General features: G+C 69.0%; 14 protein-coding genes and 1 riboswitch. Of the genes, 9 read left to right on the top strand and 5 right to left on the bottom strand.

Annotated elements, in window-relative coordinates; genetic code table 11:
- The first annotated feature begins 71 nt into the window (after positions 1–71).
- Both AC1C2T_RS18125 and AC1C2T_RS18120 read left to right on the top strand, forming a co-directional pair.
- Complete coding sequence (locus tag AC1C2T_RS18125) at positions 72–1,085, top strand: carbohydrate ABC transporter permease (RefSeq protein WP_495386218.1); 1,014 nt, start codon at positions 72–74, stop codon at positions 1,083–1,085.
- Positions 1,082–1,990: a carbohydrate ABC transporter permease gene (locus tag AC1C2T_RS18120; RefSeq protein WP_495386217.1), complete on the top strand. Its 909-nt coding sequence runs from the start codon at positions 1,082–1,084 to the stop codon at positions 1,988–1,990. The genes AC1C2T_RS18125 and AC1C2T_RS18120 overlap by 4 nt, the downstream gene beginning before the upstream one ends.
- Positions 1,991–2,062: 72 nt before the next feature.
- Here AC1C2T_RS18120 and AC1C2T_RS18115 read toward each other — a convergent pair whose 3' ends face one another.
- The gene (locus AC1C2T_RS18115) at positions 2,063–3,796 is read right to left on the bottom strand and encodes a glycoside hydrolase family 35 protein (protein ID WP_495386216.1); all 1,734 of its coding nucleotides are present in this window, start codon (positions 3,794–3,796) and stop codon (positions 2,063–2,065) included.
- 169 nt (positions 3,797–3,965) lie between these two features.
- Here AC1C2T_RS18115 and AC1C2T_RS18110 point away from each other — a divergent pair, with 169 nt between their 5' ends.
- Entirely contained in the window at positions 3,966–4,988 is a 1,023-nt protein-coding gene (locus tag AC1C2T_RS18110) for a LacI family DNA-binding transcriptional regulator (RefSeq protein ID WP_495386215.1), read from the top strand.
- Positions 4,989–5,093: 105 nt separating this feature from the next.
- On the opposite strand, the gene AC1C2T_RS18105 is transcribed toward AC1C2T_RS18110, so the two are convergent.
- Positions 5,094–6,842 (bottom strand): beta-N-acetylhexosaminidase, encoded by a 1,749-nt coding sequence (locus AC1C2T_RS18105; protein WP_495386214.1) that lies wholly within the window; start codon positions 6,840–6,842, stop codon positions 5,094–5,096.
- Positions 6,843–6,939: 97 nt separating this feature from the next.
- On the opposite strand from AC1C2T_RS18105, the gene AC1C2T_RS18100 reads away from it, so the two are divergent.
- From AC1C2T_RS18100 to AC1C2T_RS18085, 4 genes are all read left to right on the top strand, one after another.
- Complete coding sequence (locus AC1C2T_RS18100) at positions 6,940–8,085, top strand: hypothetical protein (protein WP_495386213.1); 1,146 nt, start codon at positions 6,940–6,942, stop codon at positions 8,083–8,085.
- A 31-nt stretch (positions 8,086–8,116) separates the two neighbouring features.
- A riboswitch (ZMP/ZTP riboswitch) is annotated at positions 8,117–8,197 on the top strand.
- 67 nt (positions 8,198–8,264) lie between these two features.
- The gene (glyA, locus tag AC1C2T_RS18095) at positions 8,265–9,539 is read left to right on the top strand and encodes a serine hydroxymethyltransferase (protein WP_495386212.1); all 1,275 of its coding nucleotides are present in this window, start codon (positions 8,265–8,267) and stop codon (positions 9,537–9,539) included.
- Positions 9,540–9,661: 122 nt separating this feature from the next.
- Complete coding sequence (locus AC1C2T_RS18090; RefSeq protein ID WP_495362869.1) at positions 9,662–10,546, top strand: bifunctional methylenetetrahydrofolate dehydrogenase/methenyltetrahydrofolate cyclohydrolase; 885 nt, start codon at positions 9,662–9,664, stop codon at positions 10,544–10,546.
- Positions 10,547–10,597: 51 nt separating this feature from the next.
- Positions 10,598–11,386 (top strand): DUF6716 putative glycosyltransferase, encoded by a 789-nt coding sequence (locus AC1C2T_RS18085; protein ID WP_495386211.1) that lies wholly within the window; start codon positions 10,598–10,600, stop codon positions 11,384–11,386.
- A gap of 41 nt (positions 11,387–11,427) precedes the next feature.
- Here the strand turns inward: AC1C2T_RS18085 and AC1C2T_RS18080 are convergent, their stop codons facing one another.
- The 3 genes from AC1C2T_RS18080 to AC1C2T_RS18070 form a co-directional block, all read right to left on the bottom strand.
- The gene (locus AC1C2T_RS18080; protein WP_495386210.1) at positions 11,428–11,964 is read right to left on the bottom strand and encodes a gamma carbonic anhydrase family protein; all 537 of its coding nucleotides are present in this window, start codon (positions 11,962–11,964) and stop codon (positions 11,428–11,430) included.
- Positions 11,965–11,973: 9 nt separating this feature from the next.
- A complete protein-coding gene (locus tag AC1C2T_RS18075) occupies positions 11,974–13,281 on the bottom strand; it encodes an APC family permease (protein ID WP_495386209.1) in 1,308 nt (435 codons plus the stop codon).
- A gap of 81 nt (positions 13,282–13,362) precedes the next feature.
- Entirely contained in the window at positions 13,363–13,851 is a 489-nt protein-coding gene (locus tag AC1C2T_RS18070; RefSeq protein ID WP_495386208.1) for a hypothetical protein, read from the bottom strand.
- A gap of 151 nt (positions 13,852–14,002) precedes the next feature.
- Between AC1C2T_RS18070 and AC1C2T_RS18065 the strand changes: the two genes are divergently transcribed.
- Both AC1C2T_RS18065 and AC1C2T_RS18060 read left to right on the top strand, forming a co-directional pair.
- Positions 14,003–14,560 carry a YbaK/EbsC family protein gene (locus tag AC1C2T_RS18065; RefSeq protein ID WP_495386207.1) on the top strand — a complete coding sequence of 186 codons (558 nt, stop codon included), beginning with the start codon at positions 14,003–14,005 and terminating at the stop codon, positions 14,558–14,560.
- A gap of 490 nt (positions 14,561–15,050) precedes the next feature.
- Complete coding sequence (locus AC1C2T_RS18060) at positions 15,051–15,737, top strand: helix-turn-helix domain-containing protein (RefSeq protein WP_495386206.1); 687 nt, start codon at positions 15,051–15,053, stop codon at positions 15,735–15,737.
- The last annotated feature ends 110 nt before the right edge of the window (positions 15,738–15,847 follow it).

The raw sequence follows: 15,847 nt of genomic DNA, 5'->3' as shown, positions 1-15,847 counted from the left end.
ACGGCGGCGGATCACATGACGTGTCGTGGGATCCGCCGCCGAATCGAGGTTGAAAGGAGAGACCGACCACAATGACCGTTTCCACTCAGGCCCGCGCCGGCAGCAGAGCAGACGCCGGGAGCAGGAAAGACGCCGGGAGCACGAAACGCGCCCGGGGCACGAACGGCGGGGCCACGAAGCGCAGCAGGAGCGCCCGCCATCAGGCGTTGACCGGCTGGATGTTCATGGCGCCGTTCTCCCTGCTCTTCATCGTCGTCTTCCTCGTGCCCATCGTCGTGTCGATCCGCTCGTCGATGTTCACCGAGCTTCCGGCCGGTGACGGGCTGTACGGCGGCGGTGAGCTCGTCGACACCTTCGTCGGCTTCGACAACTTCGCACTCGCGATCGGCAGTGCCCCGTTCTGGGCGGGCATGGGGCGGGTGCTGCTGTACGCGCTCTTCCAGATCCCCGTGATGATCGTGGCCGCGCTCGGGCTGGCGCTCCTGCTCGACACCTTCATCGTGCGGCGGCCCGGCTTCTTCCGCCTGGCGTTCTTCCTGCCGTTCGCGATCCCCGGTGTCATCGCGGCGATGATCTGGCTCTACCTCTACACGCCCGAGGTCTCGCCCTTCATGCAGTACCTCCCCGAGGGCACGAACTTCATGGCGCCGGGCACGATCCTGGCGTCCATGGCCAACATGACCACCTGGACGTACACGGGCTACAACATGCTCATCTTCCTCGCGGCGCTGCAGACGATACCCAGAGACCTCTACGAGGCCGCCCGCCTCGACGGCGCCTCGGGCTGGCAGATCGCGACGCGCATCAAGATCCCCCTCGTGCGCGGTGCGGCACTGCTCGCGGTGCTGCTGTCGATCATCGGCACCATCCAGCTGTTCAACGAGCCGGTGATCATGGAGAGCGCGAACCCCTGGATGGGCAAGGCCTTCACACCGATGATGTTGACGTACAACTCGATGATGGGTGCGGTCTCGCCGTCGGGCACCGGTCCGGCATCGGCCTATTCGCTGCTGATGGCGGTCATCGCGGGCGTGCTCGCGATCGTCTATGCGCTGCTTCAGCGGCGGAAGGGAGCCTCGGCATGAGCAGCGGCACACTCATCGAATCCGCGAAGCGTCGCGCCCGCAAGGCCGCGCCCGACCGCCCGCCGAAATCCGAACTGCCGGGCCCCTTCGCCCGCGTCGTCGGCGTCGCAGTGCTCGTCGTGGCGACGCTGTATTTCCTCGCGCCCGTGCTGTGGGTCATGATCGCGTCGACGAAGAGCAATCGCGATCTCACCTCGTCGTTCGGGTTCTGGTTCGCCGAGTGGAACCTGCCGGCGAACTACGAGAGCCTCATGGTCTGGACCCAGGGCATGTTCTGGCAATGGGTCGGCAACTCGATCTTCTACTCGGTCACCGCCGGGGTGATCGGCACACTCTTCGCCGTGATGGCGGGATACGCGATCGCCAAGTTCGTCTTCCCGGGCAAGACGATCGCGGTCGGCGTCATCATGGCCGGCCTGCTCCTGCCCGTCGCACTGCTCACGGTGCCGCTCTACCTCGAGTTCCATGCGCTCGGTCTCGTCGACACCCCGTGGGCGATCATCATCCCGTCGGCGGTCTCGCCGTTCGGTGTGTTCCTCGGCATCGTCTACGCACAGGACGCGGTGCCGGCGGAACTGCTCGAGGCGGCACGGATCGACGGAGCCGGGGAGATCCGCATCTTCTTCACGATCGTGATGCGACTGCTGGCTCCGGCGATGGTGACCATCTTCCTGTTCATCTTCGTGGCGACCTGGAACAACTTCCTGTTGCCGCTGATGATGGTCTCGTCAGCGGAACTCAAGCCAGTCACACTCGGCTTGTTCGGCATGATGAGCTACTTCGCGCCGGCCAAGGGCGCGGTGATGCTCGGCGCACTGCTGGGCGTGGTCCCGCTGATCATCCTGTTCTTCAGCCTGCAGCGCTTCTGGCGTTCGGGCCTGGCGGCCGGAGCAGTCAAGGGCTGATCCCTTCGACACCTCGCTTCGAACAGGAAGGCCCGCGGCGAATGCCGCGGGCCTTCCTCGTCTGAGGCTCGGTCAGGAGCCGATGAACTCTTCGACCGCGCCGAGTTCGGCCTGGTCGCGCACCTCGACGGTGCCGCCGAGCTGCTCGAGGTCAAGCACGCGCACGGTGTTGCGTCCCGCGCGCCAGAGCGGGGCCGGGGCGTACAAGGTCGTTTGCGGGCCGACGTTCCAATAGCGGCCGATGAGGAATCCGTTGACCCAGACGAAGCCCTTGACTCCGCCGGGGAAGGCGAGCCACGCGTCGGCGGGTTCGGCGACGTCGAACCCGGCCACGGCGTATCCGTCGGCGCCTGATGCTCCGGCGGGCTCCGGTGCCGCCATCGGGATGACCCGGTGGGTCCAGCCGTGGGCGTAGCGACGGCCGAGGAGGACGCCCTCCAGGATGCCCTTGTGCTCGCCGATCTTCGGACCGTAGTTGATTCGACCGACGTTCTCGACGATGAGCGTGACGACGACCGGCCGCTCGGAGACCGGGAGCACGGTGCTCGTCTCCCCGTCGCGGTCGAGTGTGGCGACACGGTTCCCGTCGATGAAGACGGTGGCGCGGTCGTGGAGACCCTTGAGGGCGAGGACGTTCTCACCCTCCTCGACGACGACGGTCGTCTCGTAGGCGATGAGGCCCTCCGCGACGCCGATCTCCTCGAAGGTTGCGGGGTGGGGGCGAGGATCGCTCGCGGCGAGCGCACGGACTGCCTCGATGAGCGATGCTTCGGGCGCGAGGGACACCGTGCGAGGTGCCTGGAAGCGCGGCGCATCGGGCAGCTCGGGCAGCGGTCCATCGTGGAAAGGAGCGAACGAAGCGCGCAGTGCCTCGAACTTGGCGCCCACACGGCCGTCTTCGGCGATGGGCGCGTCGGAGTCGTAGCTCGTGGCGGTCGGCTGGATCACGCCGTCCCAGTTGGCACCGTTCCATAGACCGAAGTTGGTGCCGCCGTGCGCCATGTAGAGACTGACGGAGCCGCCCGCGGCGAGGAGCTCGTCGACGGTGCCGATCATGCTGGGGGCGCTGCGCACGTGGTGCTGCTCACCCCAGTGGTCGAACCACCCGCCCCACAGCTCGCTGCAGACGAGCGGGGTGTTCGGGGGGAGGAGGTCGACGGCCGCCGACACACCGGTGCCGAACGTGAAGCTCGGCATGGCGCCCTCGACCGAGCCGTAGGCGTGCATGCCCGCAGTGATGCCGTCGGCGGTCGTGAGGAGTTCGACGATGCCGTACCGGCGGAGCAGATCGCGCTGGTGGTGCAAGTGTTCACGGTCGGTCCCGAACGAGCCGTATTCGTTCTCGATCTGCACGGCGACGATCGGGCCGCCGTGTGCGGCCTGCAGGGGAGCGAGTCGGGGGAGGAGCTCGGCGTACCAGCTCTCGACTGCGGCGCGGTACGCAGGGTCGCTGCTGCGAATGCTCCGGGTGCGGCCGGTCAGCCAACTGGGCAGGCCGCCGTTGGACCACTCGGCGCAGATGTACGGACTCGGCCGCACGTACACGTCGAGACCGATCTCGCCGGCGAGGCGGATGAACCGCTCGACGTCGCGCCATCCGTCGAATCGCGTCTCGCCTTCGATCTCCTCGTGGAAGTTCCAGGCGACGTAGGTGTCGACCGTGTTCGCCCCCATCGCGGCGAGGCGACGGAGTCGGTCCTCCCACTGCTCGGGGTGCACCCGGAAGTAGTGCACGGCCCCGGCGAGCATCCGGTGAGGGAGCCCGTTGCGCAGCAACGCGCTGTCGCGGTATGTGAGCGCAGCCACTTGATCAACGCTGGTTCGAGTGTCGGTCGCGGTCATCGCGCGGCCTCCCTTGAATCGCGGGCGATGTCGCCCGATTGAGAAGAATGTTTGCGTTCACATTATCGCGCAATCCAACGTTCGTCGGACTCGCCTTCGTCGCACACGAGTGAACGCTCACTACGATGGGTCCATGCCACGTCGTTCACCGGAGGAGCGCTCGCCGAGTCAGGTCGACGTCGCACGCGTCGCCGGCGTGTCGACGCAGACGGTCTCGCGAGTGATGTCGGGTCACCCGAACGTGCGCCCCGAGACGGCGCATCGGGTGATGGCGGCGGTCGACGCCGTCGGTTACCGACTGCATGCGGCGGCGGCGTCGCTCGCTTCCGGTCGCACCCGCATGCTCGGCGTGATCCTCGTCTCCACGGCCCGCTACTCGACGAGCGCGATCCTCCTCGGCGTCGAATCGGTCGCCGCCGAAGAGGGCTATGCCGTGACGACCGCGAGTGTGGCGCAGCATTCTGCACCGGCATCCTTCCTCGAAGCGTTCGATCGCCTCGAGGGCCAGGGGGCGGAGGGCATCGTGATTCTCGCGCCGGTCGGCTTCCTCGCAGAGGCCCTCGGCTCGCGCACCGAGCGCACGCCCACGGTCGGCCACCGGCAGGCCGACGGGGTCGGCGCAGATGCGCTCGTCGATCAACGCGCGATCGCCAGGGCGGCGACCGAGCATCTGCTCGACCTGGGCCATCGCACGGTCTGGCATATCTCCGGCGACGAGTTCTGGCAGGAGTCGAACGCGCGCCGCGAGGAGTGGGAGACGGTGCTCCGGGAGCGCGGGGTCGCGCCGCCCCCGGTGATCCCCGCCGATTGGTCACCCGAGTCGGGCTACCGTGCCGGGCGCACGATCGCGGCGATTCCAGACGTCACGGCGGTGTTCGTGTCGAGCGACGAGATGGCCTTCGGCGTCATCCGCGCCCTGCACGAGGCTGGGCGCATCGTGCCCGACGACGTCTCGGTGGTGAGTGTCGATGACATCGCGCTCGCGGCCTATGCAGCGCCCGCCCTCACGACGGTGCGCCAGCCCTTCGAAGACGTCGGCCGCGCCACGGCGAAGCGCGTCATCGAGATGATCGAGAAGCGCGAGCCCGTCGCGACCGAGCCGCTTCGCCCCGAGCTCGTCGTGCGGGCTTCGACGGCGCCGCCGCCGGAGGCGTAGCGCGCAAGATCTGCACAGCGAGCGGATGCCGCGGCGTCCGGGTCGACGCGACATCCCGCGCCGAAGCGGCATCCCGCAGCCCGCGGCCTCCTCGCACCCGGCGCGCTACTCGACCCAGGGCACCCCGCCGACCTGGTGGTACGAGACGCCGAGTGCGTCGAGGTGCGTGCCGAGCCACGCGAGGCGGGCGTGGAAGCCGGCCTCGTCGCGTGCGCCGCCGCCGGCGGCCGCCGCCGACCACGCGATCTCGGCGATCGCCGTGATGCGCGGGAACACCATGAACTCGAGCTCGGCGGTGGTCGCTGTCGTCTCGGTCCAGATCGGCGTCGCGATGCCGAGGATATCGGACTCGTCGAGGCCCGGAATCGTCGACGTCGGCTCCCACGCGTACGCCTCTTCGAGCGTCGTCGGACCGTCGGCCCACCGGGTGCCGAGCGAGCCGCCGAGCGGACCCTCGGGGTCGTCGGGGTACATCATGTCGAGGTAGGTGACGTCGGCCGGCATGAGGATGACCTCGCCGCCCTGCTCCACGAACGAGGTCGTGAGTTCTGCGGTGTTCTCGCGCGGCTCGGTGAAGTCCCAGTACTGGCCCACCGTGCCCGGCGGCAGCTCGGTCGAGACGCCCATCTCGTGGTACGCGATCACTGTCTTGCCGGTGGCGGCGCCCGCCGCGGTGATCCGCGCGACGAGATCGAGGTAGTCCTCGGGCGACGTCGCGTGCGGTTCGTCACCGCCGACGTGCAGCCATGGCCCGGGTGTCATCTCGGCGACCTCGCGGGTGACGTCGGCGAGGAACCGGTCGGTCGCCTCTGCGCGCTCGGGCGAGGCGCAGAGTGACGAGAACCCGACCTCGATGCCCTCGTAGGGCTTCGGCGCGACTCCGTCGCAGTTGAGCTCCGGGTAGGCGCTGAGCGCGGCGTTCGTGTGCCCGGGCAGGTCGATCTCGGGCACGATCGTCACGAAGCGCTCGGCCGCGTAGTCGACGATGCGTGCGTAGTCGGCCTTCGTGTAGAAGCCGCTGCCGTCGCCCCCGACCGAGGTCGACGCGCCGATGCCGGTGAGCTCGGGCCATGAATCGATCTGGATGCGCCAGCCCTGGTCGTCGGTGAGATGCAGGTGCAGCACATTGAGCTTCAGCAGCGCGATGCGATCGATGTGGTCGAGCACGTCTTCGACGGGGAAGAAGTGGCGCACGACATCGAGCACGGAGCTGCGGTAGGCGAAGCGAGGGGCATCGGTGACGGATGCCGCGGGCACGATCCATCCGCCAGAGGGCGCACGCGAGGCATCCGCTCGCTCGATCTCGGCTGGCAGCAACTGTCGCAGCGTCTGCGTGCCCCAGAAGAGTCCGGCCGGGCTGGGCGCTGAGATGCGGATGCCGTCGGCGCCGCTCGCGAGCGAGTACGCCTCGTCGGAGTCGGCGCTGAAGGCCGCTCCGTCGTCGATGACGAGTGCGATGTCGGCGCCGTCCTGAGCCTGTCGAAGGGATGCCGCGGCGTCGCCCTCGACGACCGGCAGGTCGAATCCCGTGGCGATGCGCGCTTGCGCGGCGAACGTCTCGGCGACGGCTGCGGCATCGCCGGTCGCGACGAAGCGGGACTCCTCGGTCAGTGTGAACGGCGAGCCGCCGGTGAGTTCGAGTTCGGCCGGAGCCGGAATGACGCCGGTCACGGGGCGTCCGTCGTGCTGCGGGTCGAGGGTGCAGCCGCCGAGGGCGAGTGCGATGCCGACGACGCCGGCGACGACGAGGTGAGCGCGGCCCGATTTCATCGGTCGGCCGGCGATGGCGTGGCCGATGCGGCGGCCGCCACGCTCGCCGTGGTCGATTCGGGTGGAGCTGCTGCGTCGGTGCATGCGTCCTCACTCGTCTGGAGGTAAAGAGCCCTAACTCCCACATAGTGGCATGATTCGTCGGCGGGCGGCGATACGCTCGGGCCCGGAACGGAGACGAATGACGACCACTCTGCCAGCGCTCCCGGTTTCGGTCGACCAGGTCGACTTCAGCGCGCTCGAAGCCCCCATCGAACCTGTTGCGCTGCAGGCGTTCCGGCAGACCGCGAAAGCGCCCGGGTCGCCGTATGCGACGGCAGGCACGTCGGCGATCGCCGTCGTCTTCTCCGTGATCCTGGTGGTCGTCGTCTTCACGATTCTCGGCATCGTCTTCGGCGGCCTGTACTTCTCCGCCGCGAGCTCGGGTGATGACCTGCCGATCGTGCTGTTGATCGCGCCGGTGTTCGTGATCGTCGCCCTCGCCGTCGGCATCAACGCCATCGTGCGACGGGTGCGGCGCGGCAGCAAGTGGCATCGCTGGTTCCGGCTCGACGGCTTCGCCGCGGCGAACGGTTTCGGCTACGCGATTCGCACCGCGAATCCGAACTATCCCGGCGTCGTGTTCGGGCGGGGTCGCAACCGGGCGACCTACGACCGGCTGCAGTCCGCTCGCGGTCGATTCGTCGATCTCGGATCGTACGAGTACACGACCGGGAGCGAGAAGAACGAGCGCACCTCGCGGTGGGGGTATATCGCCGTGGCCCTCGACCGCCCGGTGCCGCACATGCTGCTCGACGCCCGCGCCAACAACGGGATGTTCGGCAGCGGTCTGCCTGCGGCGTTCGAGCGCAGCCAGGTGCTGAGCCTCGAGGGCGACTTCGACCGCCACTTCACTCTCTACGCCCCGCATGAGTACGAACGGGACGCGCTCTACATCTTCACGCCCGATCTCATGGCCGTGCTGATCGACGAGGCCGGCGAGTGGGATGTCGAGCTCATCGACGGCTGGCTGCTCTGCTACTCCCCGAACCCCATCGACCCGCTCGACTCCGCGGCATGGGGTCGCGCGCTCCGTGTCGCCGACGCCGTCGGCACAAAGGTGCTCTCGCGCACGCAGCGATATGCCGACGAGCGCGCAGTCGCCGCCGCGCCCGAGGCATCCGCTGCTCCCGCGCCGCAGGCGGCGCAGCTGTTCGCGACGCCCGCCGCACCCGTCATCGCCCCGGGCGGACGGCGTCTGCGGGGCGGCATCCGCTGGGCGAGCGTCATCGGCGTCATCGGCGTGATCGCGTGGTGGCTCGTGTCGACGTGGATCATGTCGCGCTGAATTCCTCGGCGCGGCGCATCCATTGCTAAGCTTCCAACGTCGCGACTGGCGTTGAGATGGATACCATCGGGGAGCGACTGGCACGGACCGACCGAACGCCTGGGCCGGTACGCATACCTCGGCGCTGGCGCGCGCGAGGCAGCACCCAAATAGGTCCGTTTGTCATGAAGGAGCCAGTCTTGGCCGAGTCTGTTTTCAACGCCCCCCTGTCCGAAGTCGACCCTGAGATCGCCGAGGTTCTCGAGCTCGAGCTCGGTCGCCAGCGCAACTACCTCGAGATGATCGCGAGCGAGAACTTCGTTCCCGTCTCCGTGCTGCAGTCCCAGGGCTCCGTGCTCACGAACAAGTACGCCGAGGGGTATCCCGGTCGCCGCTACTACGGCGGCTGCGAGTACGTCGACGTCGCAGAAGAGCTCGCGATCGCCCGTGCGAAGTCGCTCTTCGGCGCCGAGTACGCGAACGTGCAGCCGCACTCCGGTGCGACCGCCAACGCGGCCGTGCTCTCTGCGATCGCCACTCCAGGCGACACCATCCTCGGCCTCGAGCTCGCGCACGGCGGCCACCTCACGCACGGCATGAAGCTCAACTTCTCGGGCAAGCTCTACAACGCCGTCTCGTACGGCGTCGACCCCGAGACATTCCTCGTCGACATGAACGTCGTGCGCGACAAGGCCCTCGAGCACAAGCCGCAGGTCATCATCGCCGGATGGTCCGCCTACCCGCGCCACCTCGACTTCGCCGCGTTCCGCGCGATCGCCGACGAGGTCGGCGCGAAGCTCTGGGTCGACATGGCGCACTTCGCCGGCCTCGTGGCCGCGGGCCTGCACCCGAGCCCGGTACCGTACGCCGACGTCGTCTCCTCGACGGTGCACAAGACGATCGGCGGCCCGCGCTCGGGCTTCATCGTCGCGCGCGACATGGAACTCGCGAAGAAGCTCAACTCGAACGTGTTCCCGGGTCAGCAGGGCGGCCCGCTGATGCACGTCATCGCGGCGAAGGCCACGGCGTTCAAGATCGCGGCATCCGAGGAATTCAAGGACCGCCAGGAGCGCACGATCCGCGGCGCGCAGATCCTCGCAGCTCGCCTGACCGCCGACGACTCGCGCGCAGCGGGCATCGACGTGCTCACCGGCGGCACCGACGTGCACCTCGTGCTCGCCGACCTCCGCAACTCGAAGATCGACGGTCAGCAGGCCGAAGACCTCCTGCACGCGGCGCTCATCACGGTCAACCGCAACGCGGTGCCCTTCGACCCGCGCCCGCCGATGGTCACCTCGGGCCTGCGCATCGGCACGCCCGCGCTCGCCACCCGCGGCTTCGGCGACACCGAGTTCACGGAGGTCGCCGACCTCATCGCGCTCGCACTGCAGGGCGAAGCGGATGTCGCGACCCTCCGCTCCCGTGTCGAAGCCCTCACAGCGGCGTTCCCGCTGTACCCGGGCCTCGCACAGTAGCTCGCCGCCTTCCCCACTTTTCTCAGGAGTTTCGGGCGCGACACGCCGTGTTCGGCCCGCCGACACCGGCGTGTCGCCCGAAATCTCCTGAAAAAGGTGAGGTGAATGAAAGAGAGAGACGAATGACCGCGATCACCCTCGACGGCGTCGCCACCGCGACGGCCGTCAAGTCCGAACTCGCCTCCCGCATCCAGCAGTTGAAAGCGCACGGCGTCGTACCCGGGCTCGGTACGCTCCTCGTGGGCGACGACCCGGGATCGCGGTCGTACGTCGCGGGCAAGCACCGCGACTGCGCCGAAGTCGGCATCGATTCCATCAGGGTCGATCTGCCGGCCTCGGCGACCACTGCCGACGTGCGCGCCGCGATTCGCGACCTCAACGCGGCATCCGGCGTCACCGGCTACATCGTGCAGCTGCCACTGCCTGCGGGGCACGACGAGAACGCGATGCTCGAGCTCATCGACCCCGACAAAGACGCCGACGGGCTGCACCCCACGAACCTCGGCCGGCTTGTGCTCGGCATCGAGGGGGAGCTTCACTCGCCCCTGCCGTGCACGCCCGCCGGCATCGTCGAGATGCTGCGGCGCTACGACGTGCCGATCCGGGGCCAGCACGTGACGGTGATCGGCCGCGGCCTGACGGTCGGGCGCCCGCTCGGACTGCTCTTCACCCGCAAGGGGATCGACGCGACGGTCACGCTCACGCACTCGCGCACGCAAGACCTGGCGGCCGAGGTGCGCCGCGCCGACATCGTCGTGGCGGCGGTCGGGGTGCCGCATCTCGTGAAGGCCGACTGGGTGAAGCCCGGCGCGGCTGTGCTCGACGTCGGCATCACGCGCGTGCAAGACGAGGACACCGGCAAGGGCAAGCTCACGGGCGACGTCGACCCGGCGGTTGCCGGCGTCGCCGGTCACCTCTCGCCGAACCCCGGCGGTGTCGGGCCGATGACCCGCGCAATGCTGCTCGCGAACGTCGTGAAGGCCGCGGAGCAGCGCCTGCACCGGTAGTCGACCTCCCGGTCGCCCGGTGTTCTACCACGCGTGCACTGGGCGGCCGTCTTGCGCGCGGAGCTTCGCGCCCATAGCACGTGTCACTCTCGCCGGAGCGCCCGTCGACGGCGCGTTCGCGGCCTCCCCGGACTGACGATCCCCGCCGGGCCGAAGGCGATCGTCTACCGCGAGCAGGTCGATCTCATCGTGCTGCACAGCCGCCGTGAGGTGCGCGAGTTCCGCGCGAACGCCGAGAGTCTCGGCGTCGCGGTCGAGTTCGGCCTGGCGACGCTCCCGTTCCTCCCCGATGAGGCGCTGGCGGATGTCGCGGCCGACGAATCCCGGACCGACCTCGTCTTCGCGGCGCAGGCGAAGGTGCCCGCCGAGCGCGAGGATCGGGTGCGGTTGCTCGGTTGGCTCTCCGATGCCGCCAGGCGACGCCCCTCGCGTCGCGTGGTGGTGCAGGTGCGGGCGCGCCGAGGCGAGGCGCAGACGCACGCCGAGGCGTTCGACTACGCCGATCTCCTTGCCGACCCCGAGGTGCGACGCGAGTTCGGCGGCACGCTGCCGCCGAACCTCGTCGTTGAGGACGGCCCGATGTCGACGCAGCTGGCCCGTGCCACGGGTCTCGTGACGGTCAGTTCGACGGCAGTGCTCGAGGCGCGTGATCGGGCGCACCTGACCGGCGGTGCGCTGCGTCGAGCTTTCGAGCGCAAGCGCATGCTCGGTGAGCACGATCGTTCGATCGTGGGTGCCCTGTCGATGCTCGTCGCGATTCCGGCGCGGTGGGTGGTGCGTCGTGTGCGCAAGGTGCGGCGGCGCGTCATCGAGTTCCGGACCGGCCCCGTCGAGGCGTGAACCAGATGCCGAGGCGTGAATCCCTTCGGGGCGCCGAGCGTTCAGTCCACGGGAGCGGAGTGCGCCTCGACATGGCGGAGGTACGCCGCGGCGTTGCGCTTGATGCCCGCGCGTTCCGTCTCGCTGAGTTCGCGGCGCACCTTTGCGGGTACCCCGGCGACGAGTGAACCCGGCGGCACGACCGTGCCCTCGAGTACGACGGCGCCGGCAGCGACGAGGGATCCGGCGCCGATCACGGCGCCGTTGAGCACGGTCGCGCTCATGCCGATGAGACAGTCGTCTTCGACGGTGCAGCCGTGGAGCACCGCGCCGTGGCCGACCGAGACCCCGCGTCCGATGGTGAGCGGGTAGCCCGCATCGACGTGGCAGACGACCGTGTCCTGCAGGTTCGCGTCTTCGCCGAGGATGATCGGTTCGGCCTCGGCGCGGAGCACCGCGTTGTACCAGACGCTCGAACCGGCGGCGAGCCGCACATCGCCGACGATGACTGCGCCGGCGGCCACGAAGGCGGTCTCGTGGAGCACGGGTGCCGGCACCCCGGCGATGGTCAGGATGCGAGCCGAGGGGTCTGCAGTCATGCCGTCAGCCTACGCGCGGCGATCGGGCGACCCGCTCCGGCGCGATCGCGCACCTCGCGCACCTCGCACGATGAGCCGGTACGCAGCGCCGACGGCGAGCACGGCGACGCCCGCCACGATCGAGACGAGCGGCAGGGTCGCGACGAGCACGAGGCATCCGATCGCGCCCGCGACTGAGAGGGTCCGCGGTACCCGTCGTTCCTGTCTCGGCTGCGTGAGCGCCGCGGTGTTCGCGACGAAGTAGTAGAGCAGCACGCCGAACGAGGAGAACCCGATCGCCCCGCGGAGGTCGACGGTGGCGACGAGCACGATGACGACGAGCGCGACGGCGATCTCGGCGATGTGCGGCACCTGGAAACGCGGATGCACCCTGGCGAGCGCCCGCGGCAGCTCGTCGTCGCGCGCCATTGCGAGGGCAGTGCGACCGACGGCCGCGATGAGTGCGAGCAGCGCCCCGAGCGCGGCGACGGCGGCTCCGATGCGCACGATCGGGGCCGCCCACTGCCAGCCCGCGGCCTCGACGACGTCGACGAGCGGGACGACGGATGCCGCGAGCCCGTCGGCCCCGAGAGCGCCGAGAGCCACCGCCCCGACGGCGGCGTACACGACCACGGCGATGCCGAGCGCGATGCCGATCGCCCGGGGAATGGTGCGCGCGGGTTCCCGCACTTCTTCACCGAGCGTCGCGATGCGCGCGTACCCCGCGAACGCGAAGAAGAGCAGTCCGGCCGATTGCAAGATGCCGAACGAGCCGTGGTCGAGCGACTCGGAGTCGAACACCAACGGCTGGCTCGTGATCGCACCCGTGCCGTTGAAGGACGCGGCCGCACCGGCTGTGATGACGAGCACGAGCACGGCGAGCACGGCGATGACGATGACGGTCGCCGCCCGGGCGGTGCGGGTGATGCCGCGCAGGTTCAGGGCGGCGATCGCGATCACGGCGAGCACCGCGAGTGGACGCTGCCACTCCAGAGGCGCGAGGTAAGCGGCGAAGGTGATGGCCATCGCTGCGCAGCTCGCGGTCTTCCCGATCACGAAGCTCCACCCGGCGAGGAATCCGGGCCACTCGCCGAGCCGTTCTCGGCCGTAGCGGTACGCACCGCCCGACTCCGGGTACCGGGCGGCGAGCTGCGCGATCGAACCCGCGTTGGCGAGGGCGACGAACGCCGCGATCGCCAAGCCGATCATGAGGCCCGCGCCCGCGGCCTCTGCGGCGGGCGCGAACGCGGCGAAGACGCCGGCACCGATCATCGCCGCGAGCCCGATCGAGACGGCGTCGCCCAATCCGAGCCGACGGGCGAGGACGGGTTGGTTCACGCTCGCACACTATGGCATAGAGGTGACGTGCCGGTGGCGGTCCGGGCAAACTCGCGGGCGGTTGTCAATCGCGCTGGCTCGTCACATCGTGCCGAGGGCCCATGGCGAACACTCATGATGTTCGATGCAGACGCGGATCGCGACGGCACGGCCGTCGAGGTGCTCACTCAGTTCGATCGCGAGCACTCGATCGGTGGCGGGGCTGGCGAAGCGATTGCGGTGCGTGCCGGCGACGACCACCTCCGCCCGGGCCTCATGCCCGTCGTCGGATCGATCGTGCACCACGAGCTGGTTCGTGCCGGCGTTGAGTTCCGCCGTGTAGGCGACGCCCTCGCGAGCGTTCGTGTTCCGGATCTCGGCCGTGACATCGAATGCGTCGTCATCATCCCGCCCCGCCGTCGTCGTCCGCGCGTTCAGCCGCTCGCCGGCATCGTACGCGAGCGCCTCGCAGGTCGTGATCCCAGTCGTCGCGCATGGGTCGTCGAACATGTGCTCGTCCGGCACAGGCGACGCCCCAAACGTCATCGCGCCCGCGACGATCGCCGCCGCCCACTGCATCCTGATCCCCATCGGTGCCCCATCCGTCGTGACAGTCCCGTCACTGTGCATACGAGCTTGCCGCGGGGCGCTTTCATCCGGCTTTCATGTGCCCGCGAACGGATGTCTCGCGCCCCCCTCCATCGATGTGCCGCCGCTCGGCCTCGTCGCTAGGATCATCCGCATGCCGTCACCTGCGCACCCCGCTGTCGACCGTGTCTCCGAAGCCCTCGCCGGGCACGGCCTCGCCCCCGAGATCGTCTGGTTCGACGATGCCGTCACCACGGCTCAGCTCGCCGCCGATGCGCTCGGCGTCGACGTCGGTCAGATCGCGAATTCGCTCGTCTTCACGATCGACGACGCGCCGATCCTCGTGCTGACTTCTGGATCGCACCGAGTCGACACCGAATGGCTCGGGCGACAGTTGGGCGGCGTCATCCGTCGTGCCGCGAAGGAGACGGTGAAGGAGGCGACCGGTCAGGTGATCGGCGGGGTCGCCCCGATCGGCCATCCCGCGCCGGTGCGCACGATCGTCGATGTGCAGCTCGCTGAATTCTCGGTCGTCTGGGCCGCCGCGGGGCACGCGAAGACCGTGTTCCCGACGTCGTTCGACGAACTGGTACGCATCACGGGCGGCACACCGAGCGCGGTCGAGCCTCCAGCGGTCGAGTCTGCGGAGAAGACGGGTGCGGCGGAGACGGGTGCGGCGAAGAAGGGTGCGGCGGAAACGGGCGCGGCGTAACGTCCTTGCTCGCCGCCGCCGCCACCTCCTCCCCAGTCCCGCCTCGATACCGACGGCCGCGCCCTTCGGTTGTGCGAGCTTGGCGTGTTCCGGTCTGCTCCGGTTTCGGTGGGTTCCGTTCGGTTCTGTCGCTCGCCGCGGTGCACGAGCATCGCGAGCGCGGCGTCTCCGGCGCAGCCGGTTCAGGTGTTGATGCGTCACACGCATCAACACGTGAACGTGGTGGGGGTGGCTGAGTGTTGATGCGTGGAGTGCATCAGCGCGTGAACGTACTGCGCCTGGCCGCGTTTTGATGCGCCACACGCATCAACACGTGAACGTTGGAGACCCGACCGGTCTGATCCGACGAGCACTTCGGGGCCGTTGGTGATGGTGGAGTGCGGCGGTCGCCGGAGAGTGCCTGCGGGTCCGGGAGGGTCAAGCGCCGGCGACGTTGGTCTGGTGTCGATGTCGGTGGGGTTTGCCATGCTCCTTCCGAGGAGGCGCATGCATGAACGGAGAACCGACTGAAGGTCGCCAGAACGTTGGTGATCTCCAATCTGATCGCCAATCTCATCGCGAATCTGCAGGCGAACAGAGAGTGCCCGACACGCGATCGGGAATGGATGTCGCGGGCATGGTGATGCGAGTTCGACGCGCCCGCGACCTGAGTCAACGGGAGCTCGCTGCGGCGGTCGGGCGCGATCAGTCGCAGATCGCACGGATCGAGGCGTCGCGGTCCGGTGTCGATCTCGAACTGCTGGAGCGCATTCTGGGCGTCGCGGGCATGCGCATCGCCGTGATCGACGGCGACGGCGCCGAGGTTCGACCGATCGAGGCCGACACGATTCGCGATCGCGCAGGTCGGCGGCTGCCCGCGCATCTGGATGTCAGGACAGTGGCCGACCGCCCGAGATCCGCGTGGCTCACGGCGCACCGCGACGAGGTGAGGCGTACGGCGTGGTACCACCAGCGCGCCGAACGTGATCGGCGGCGGTCCACGTCGGCTGTCCATCCGATCGACGACCAGCCGACGCGACGCACGCTCGAGGCGTTCGAGCGAACGCGACTCAACGTGCGATTGCGAGGCTCGGCGCTGAAAGCTGCGGTGCTGATCGAGATGAAGTGCGAATGCCCCGACCTGTGCTGGGGAAGCCGCAGCTGCGTCGCCGAGTGCGGATGCCACTGCGGGGGCTGACCGCCGCACTGCACACCATGCGCGAGTATGCTCGACCGGCAACATGACTGCCCGGCGACCACGACCGACCGTGAGGCAGTGCACCGGTGCCCGGCGCGATCCTCGAGCGG

The organism is Agromyces sp. Y558 (assembly GCF_059445415.1).
Note: the sequence above shows the minus strand (reverse complement) of the source record. Positions and strands in the feature narration are given on the sequence as shown.

Excerpts from the sequence above, each read along its gene's own strand:
- AC1C2T_RS18110 (WP_495386215.1), top strand. The coding sequence starts at position 3,966 with ATGCCACGTCGTTCACCGGAGGAGCGCTCGCCGAGTCAGGTCGACGTC.
- AC1C2T_RS18105 (WP_495386214.1), bottom strand. The coding sequence starts at position 6,842 with ATGCACCGACGCAGCAGCTCCACCCGAATCGACCACGGCGAGCGTGGC.
- AC1C2T_RS18100 (WP_495386213.1), top strand. The coding sequence starts at position 6,940 with ATGACGACCACTCTGCCAGCGCTCCCGGTTTCGGTCGACCAGGTCGAC.
- AC1C2T_RS18120 (WP_495386217.1), top strand. The coding sequence starts at position 1,082 with ATGAGCAGCGGCACACTCATCGAATCCGCGAAGCGTCGCGCCCGCAAG.
- AC1C2T_RS18125 (WP_495386218.1), top strand. The coding sequence starts at position 72 with ATGACCGTTTCCACTCAGGCCCGCGCCGGCAGCAGAGCAGACGCCGGG.
- AC1C2T_RS18080 (WP_495386210.1), bottom strand. The coding sequence starts at position 11,964 with ATGACTGCAGACCCCTCGGCTCGCATCCTGACCATCGCCGGGGTGCCG.
- AC1C2T_RS18060 (WP_495386206.1), top strand. The coding sequence starts at position 15,051 with ATGAACGGAGAACCGACTGAAGGTCGCCAGAACGTTGGTGATCTCCAA.
- AC1C2T_RS18090 (WP_495362869.1), top strand. The coding sequence starts at position 9,662 with ATGACCGCGATCACCCTCGACGGCGTCGCCACCGCGACGGCCGTCAAG.
- AC1C2T_RS18070 (WP_495386208.1), bottom strand. The coding sequence starts at position 13,851 with ATGGGGATCAGGATGCAGTGGGCGGCGGCGATCGTCGCGGGCGCGATG.
- AC1C2T_RS18065 (WP_495386207.1), top strand. The coding sequence starts at position 14,003 with ATGCCGTCACCTGCGCACCCCGCTGTCGACCGTGTCTCCGAAGCCCTC.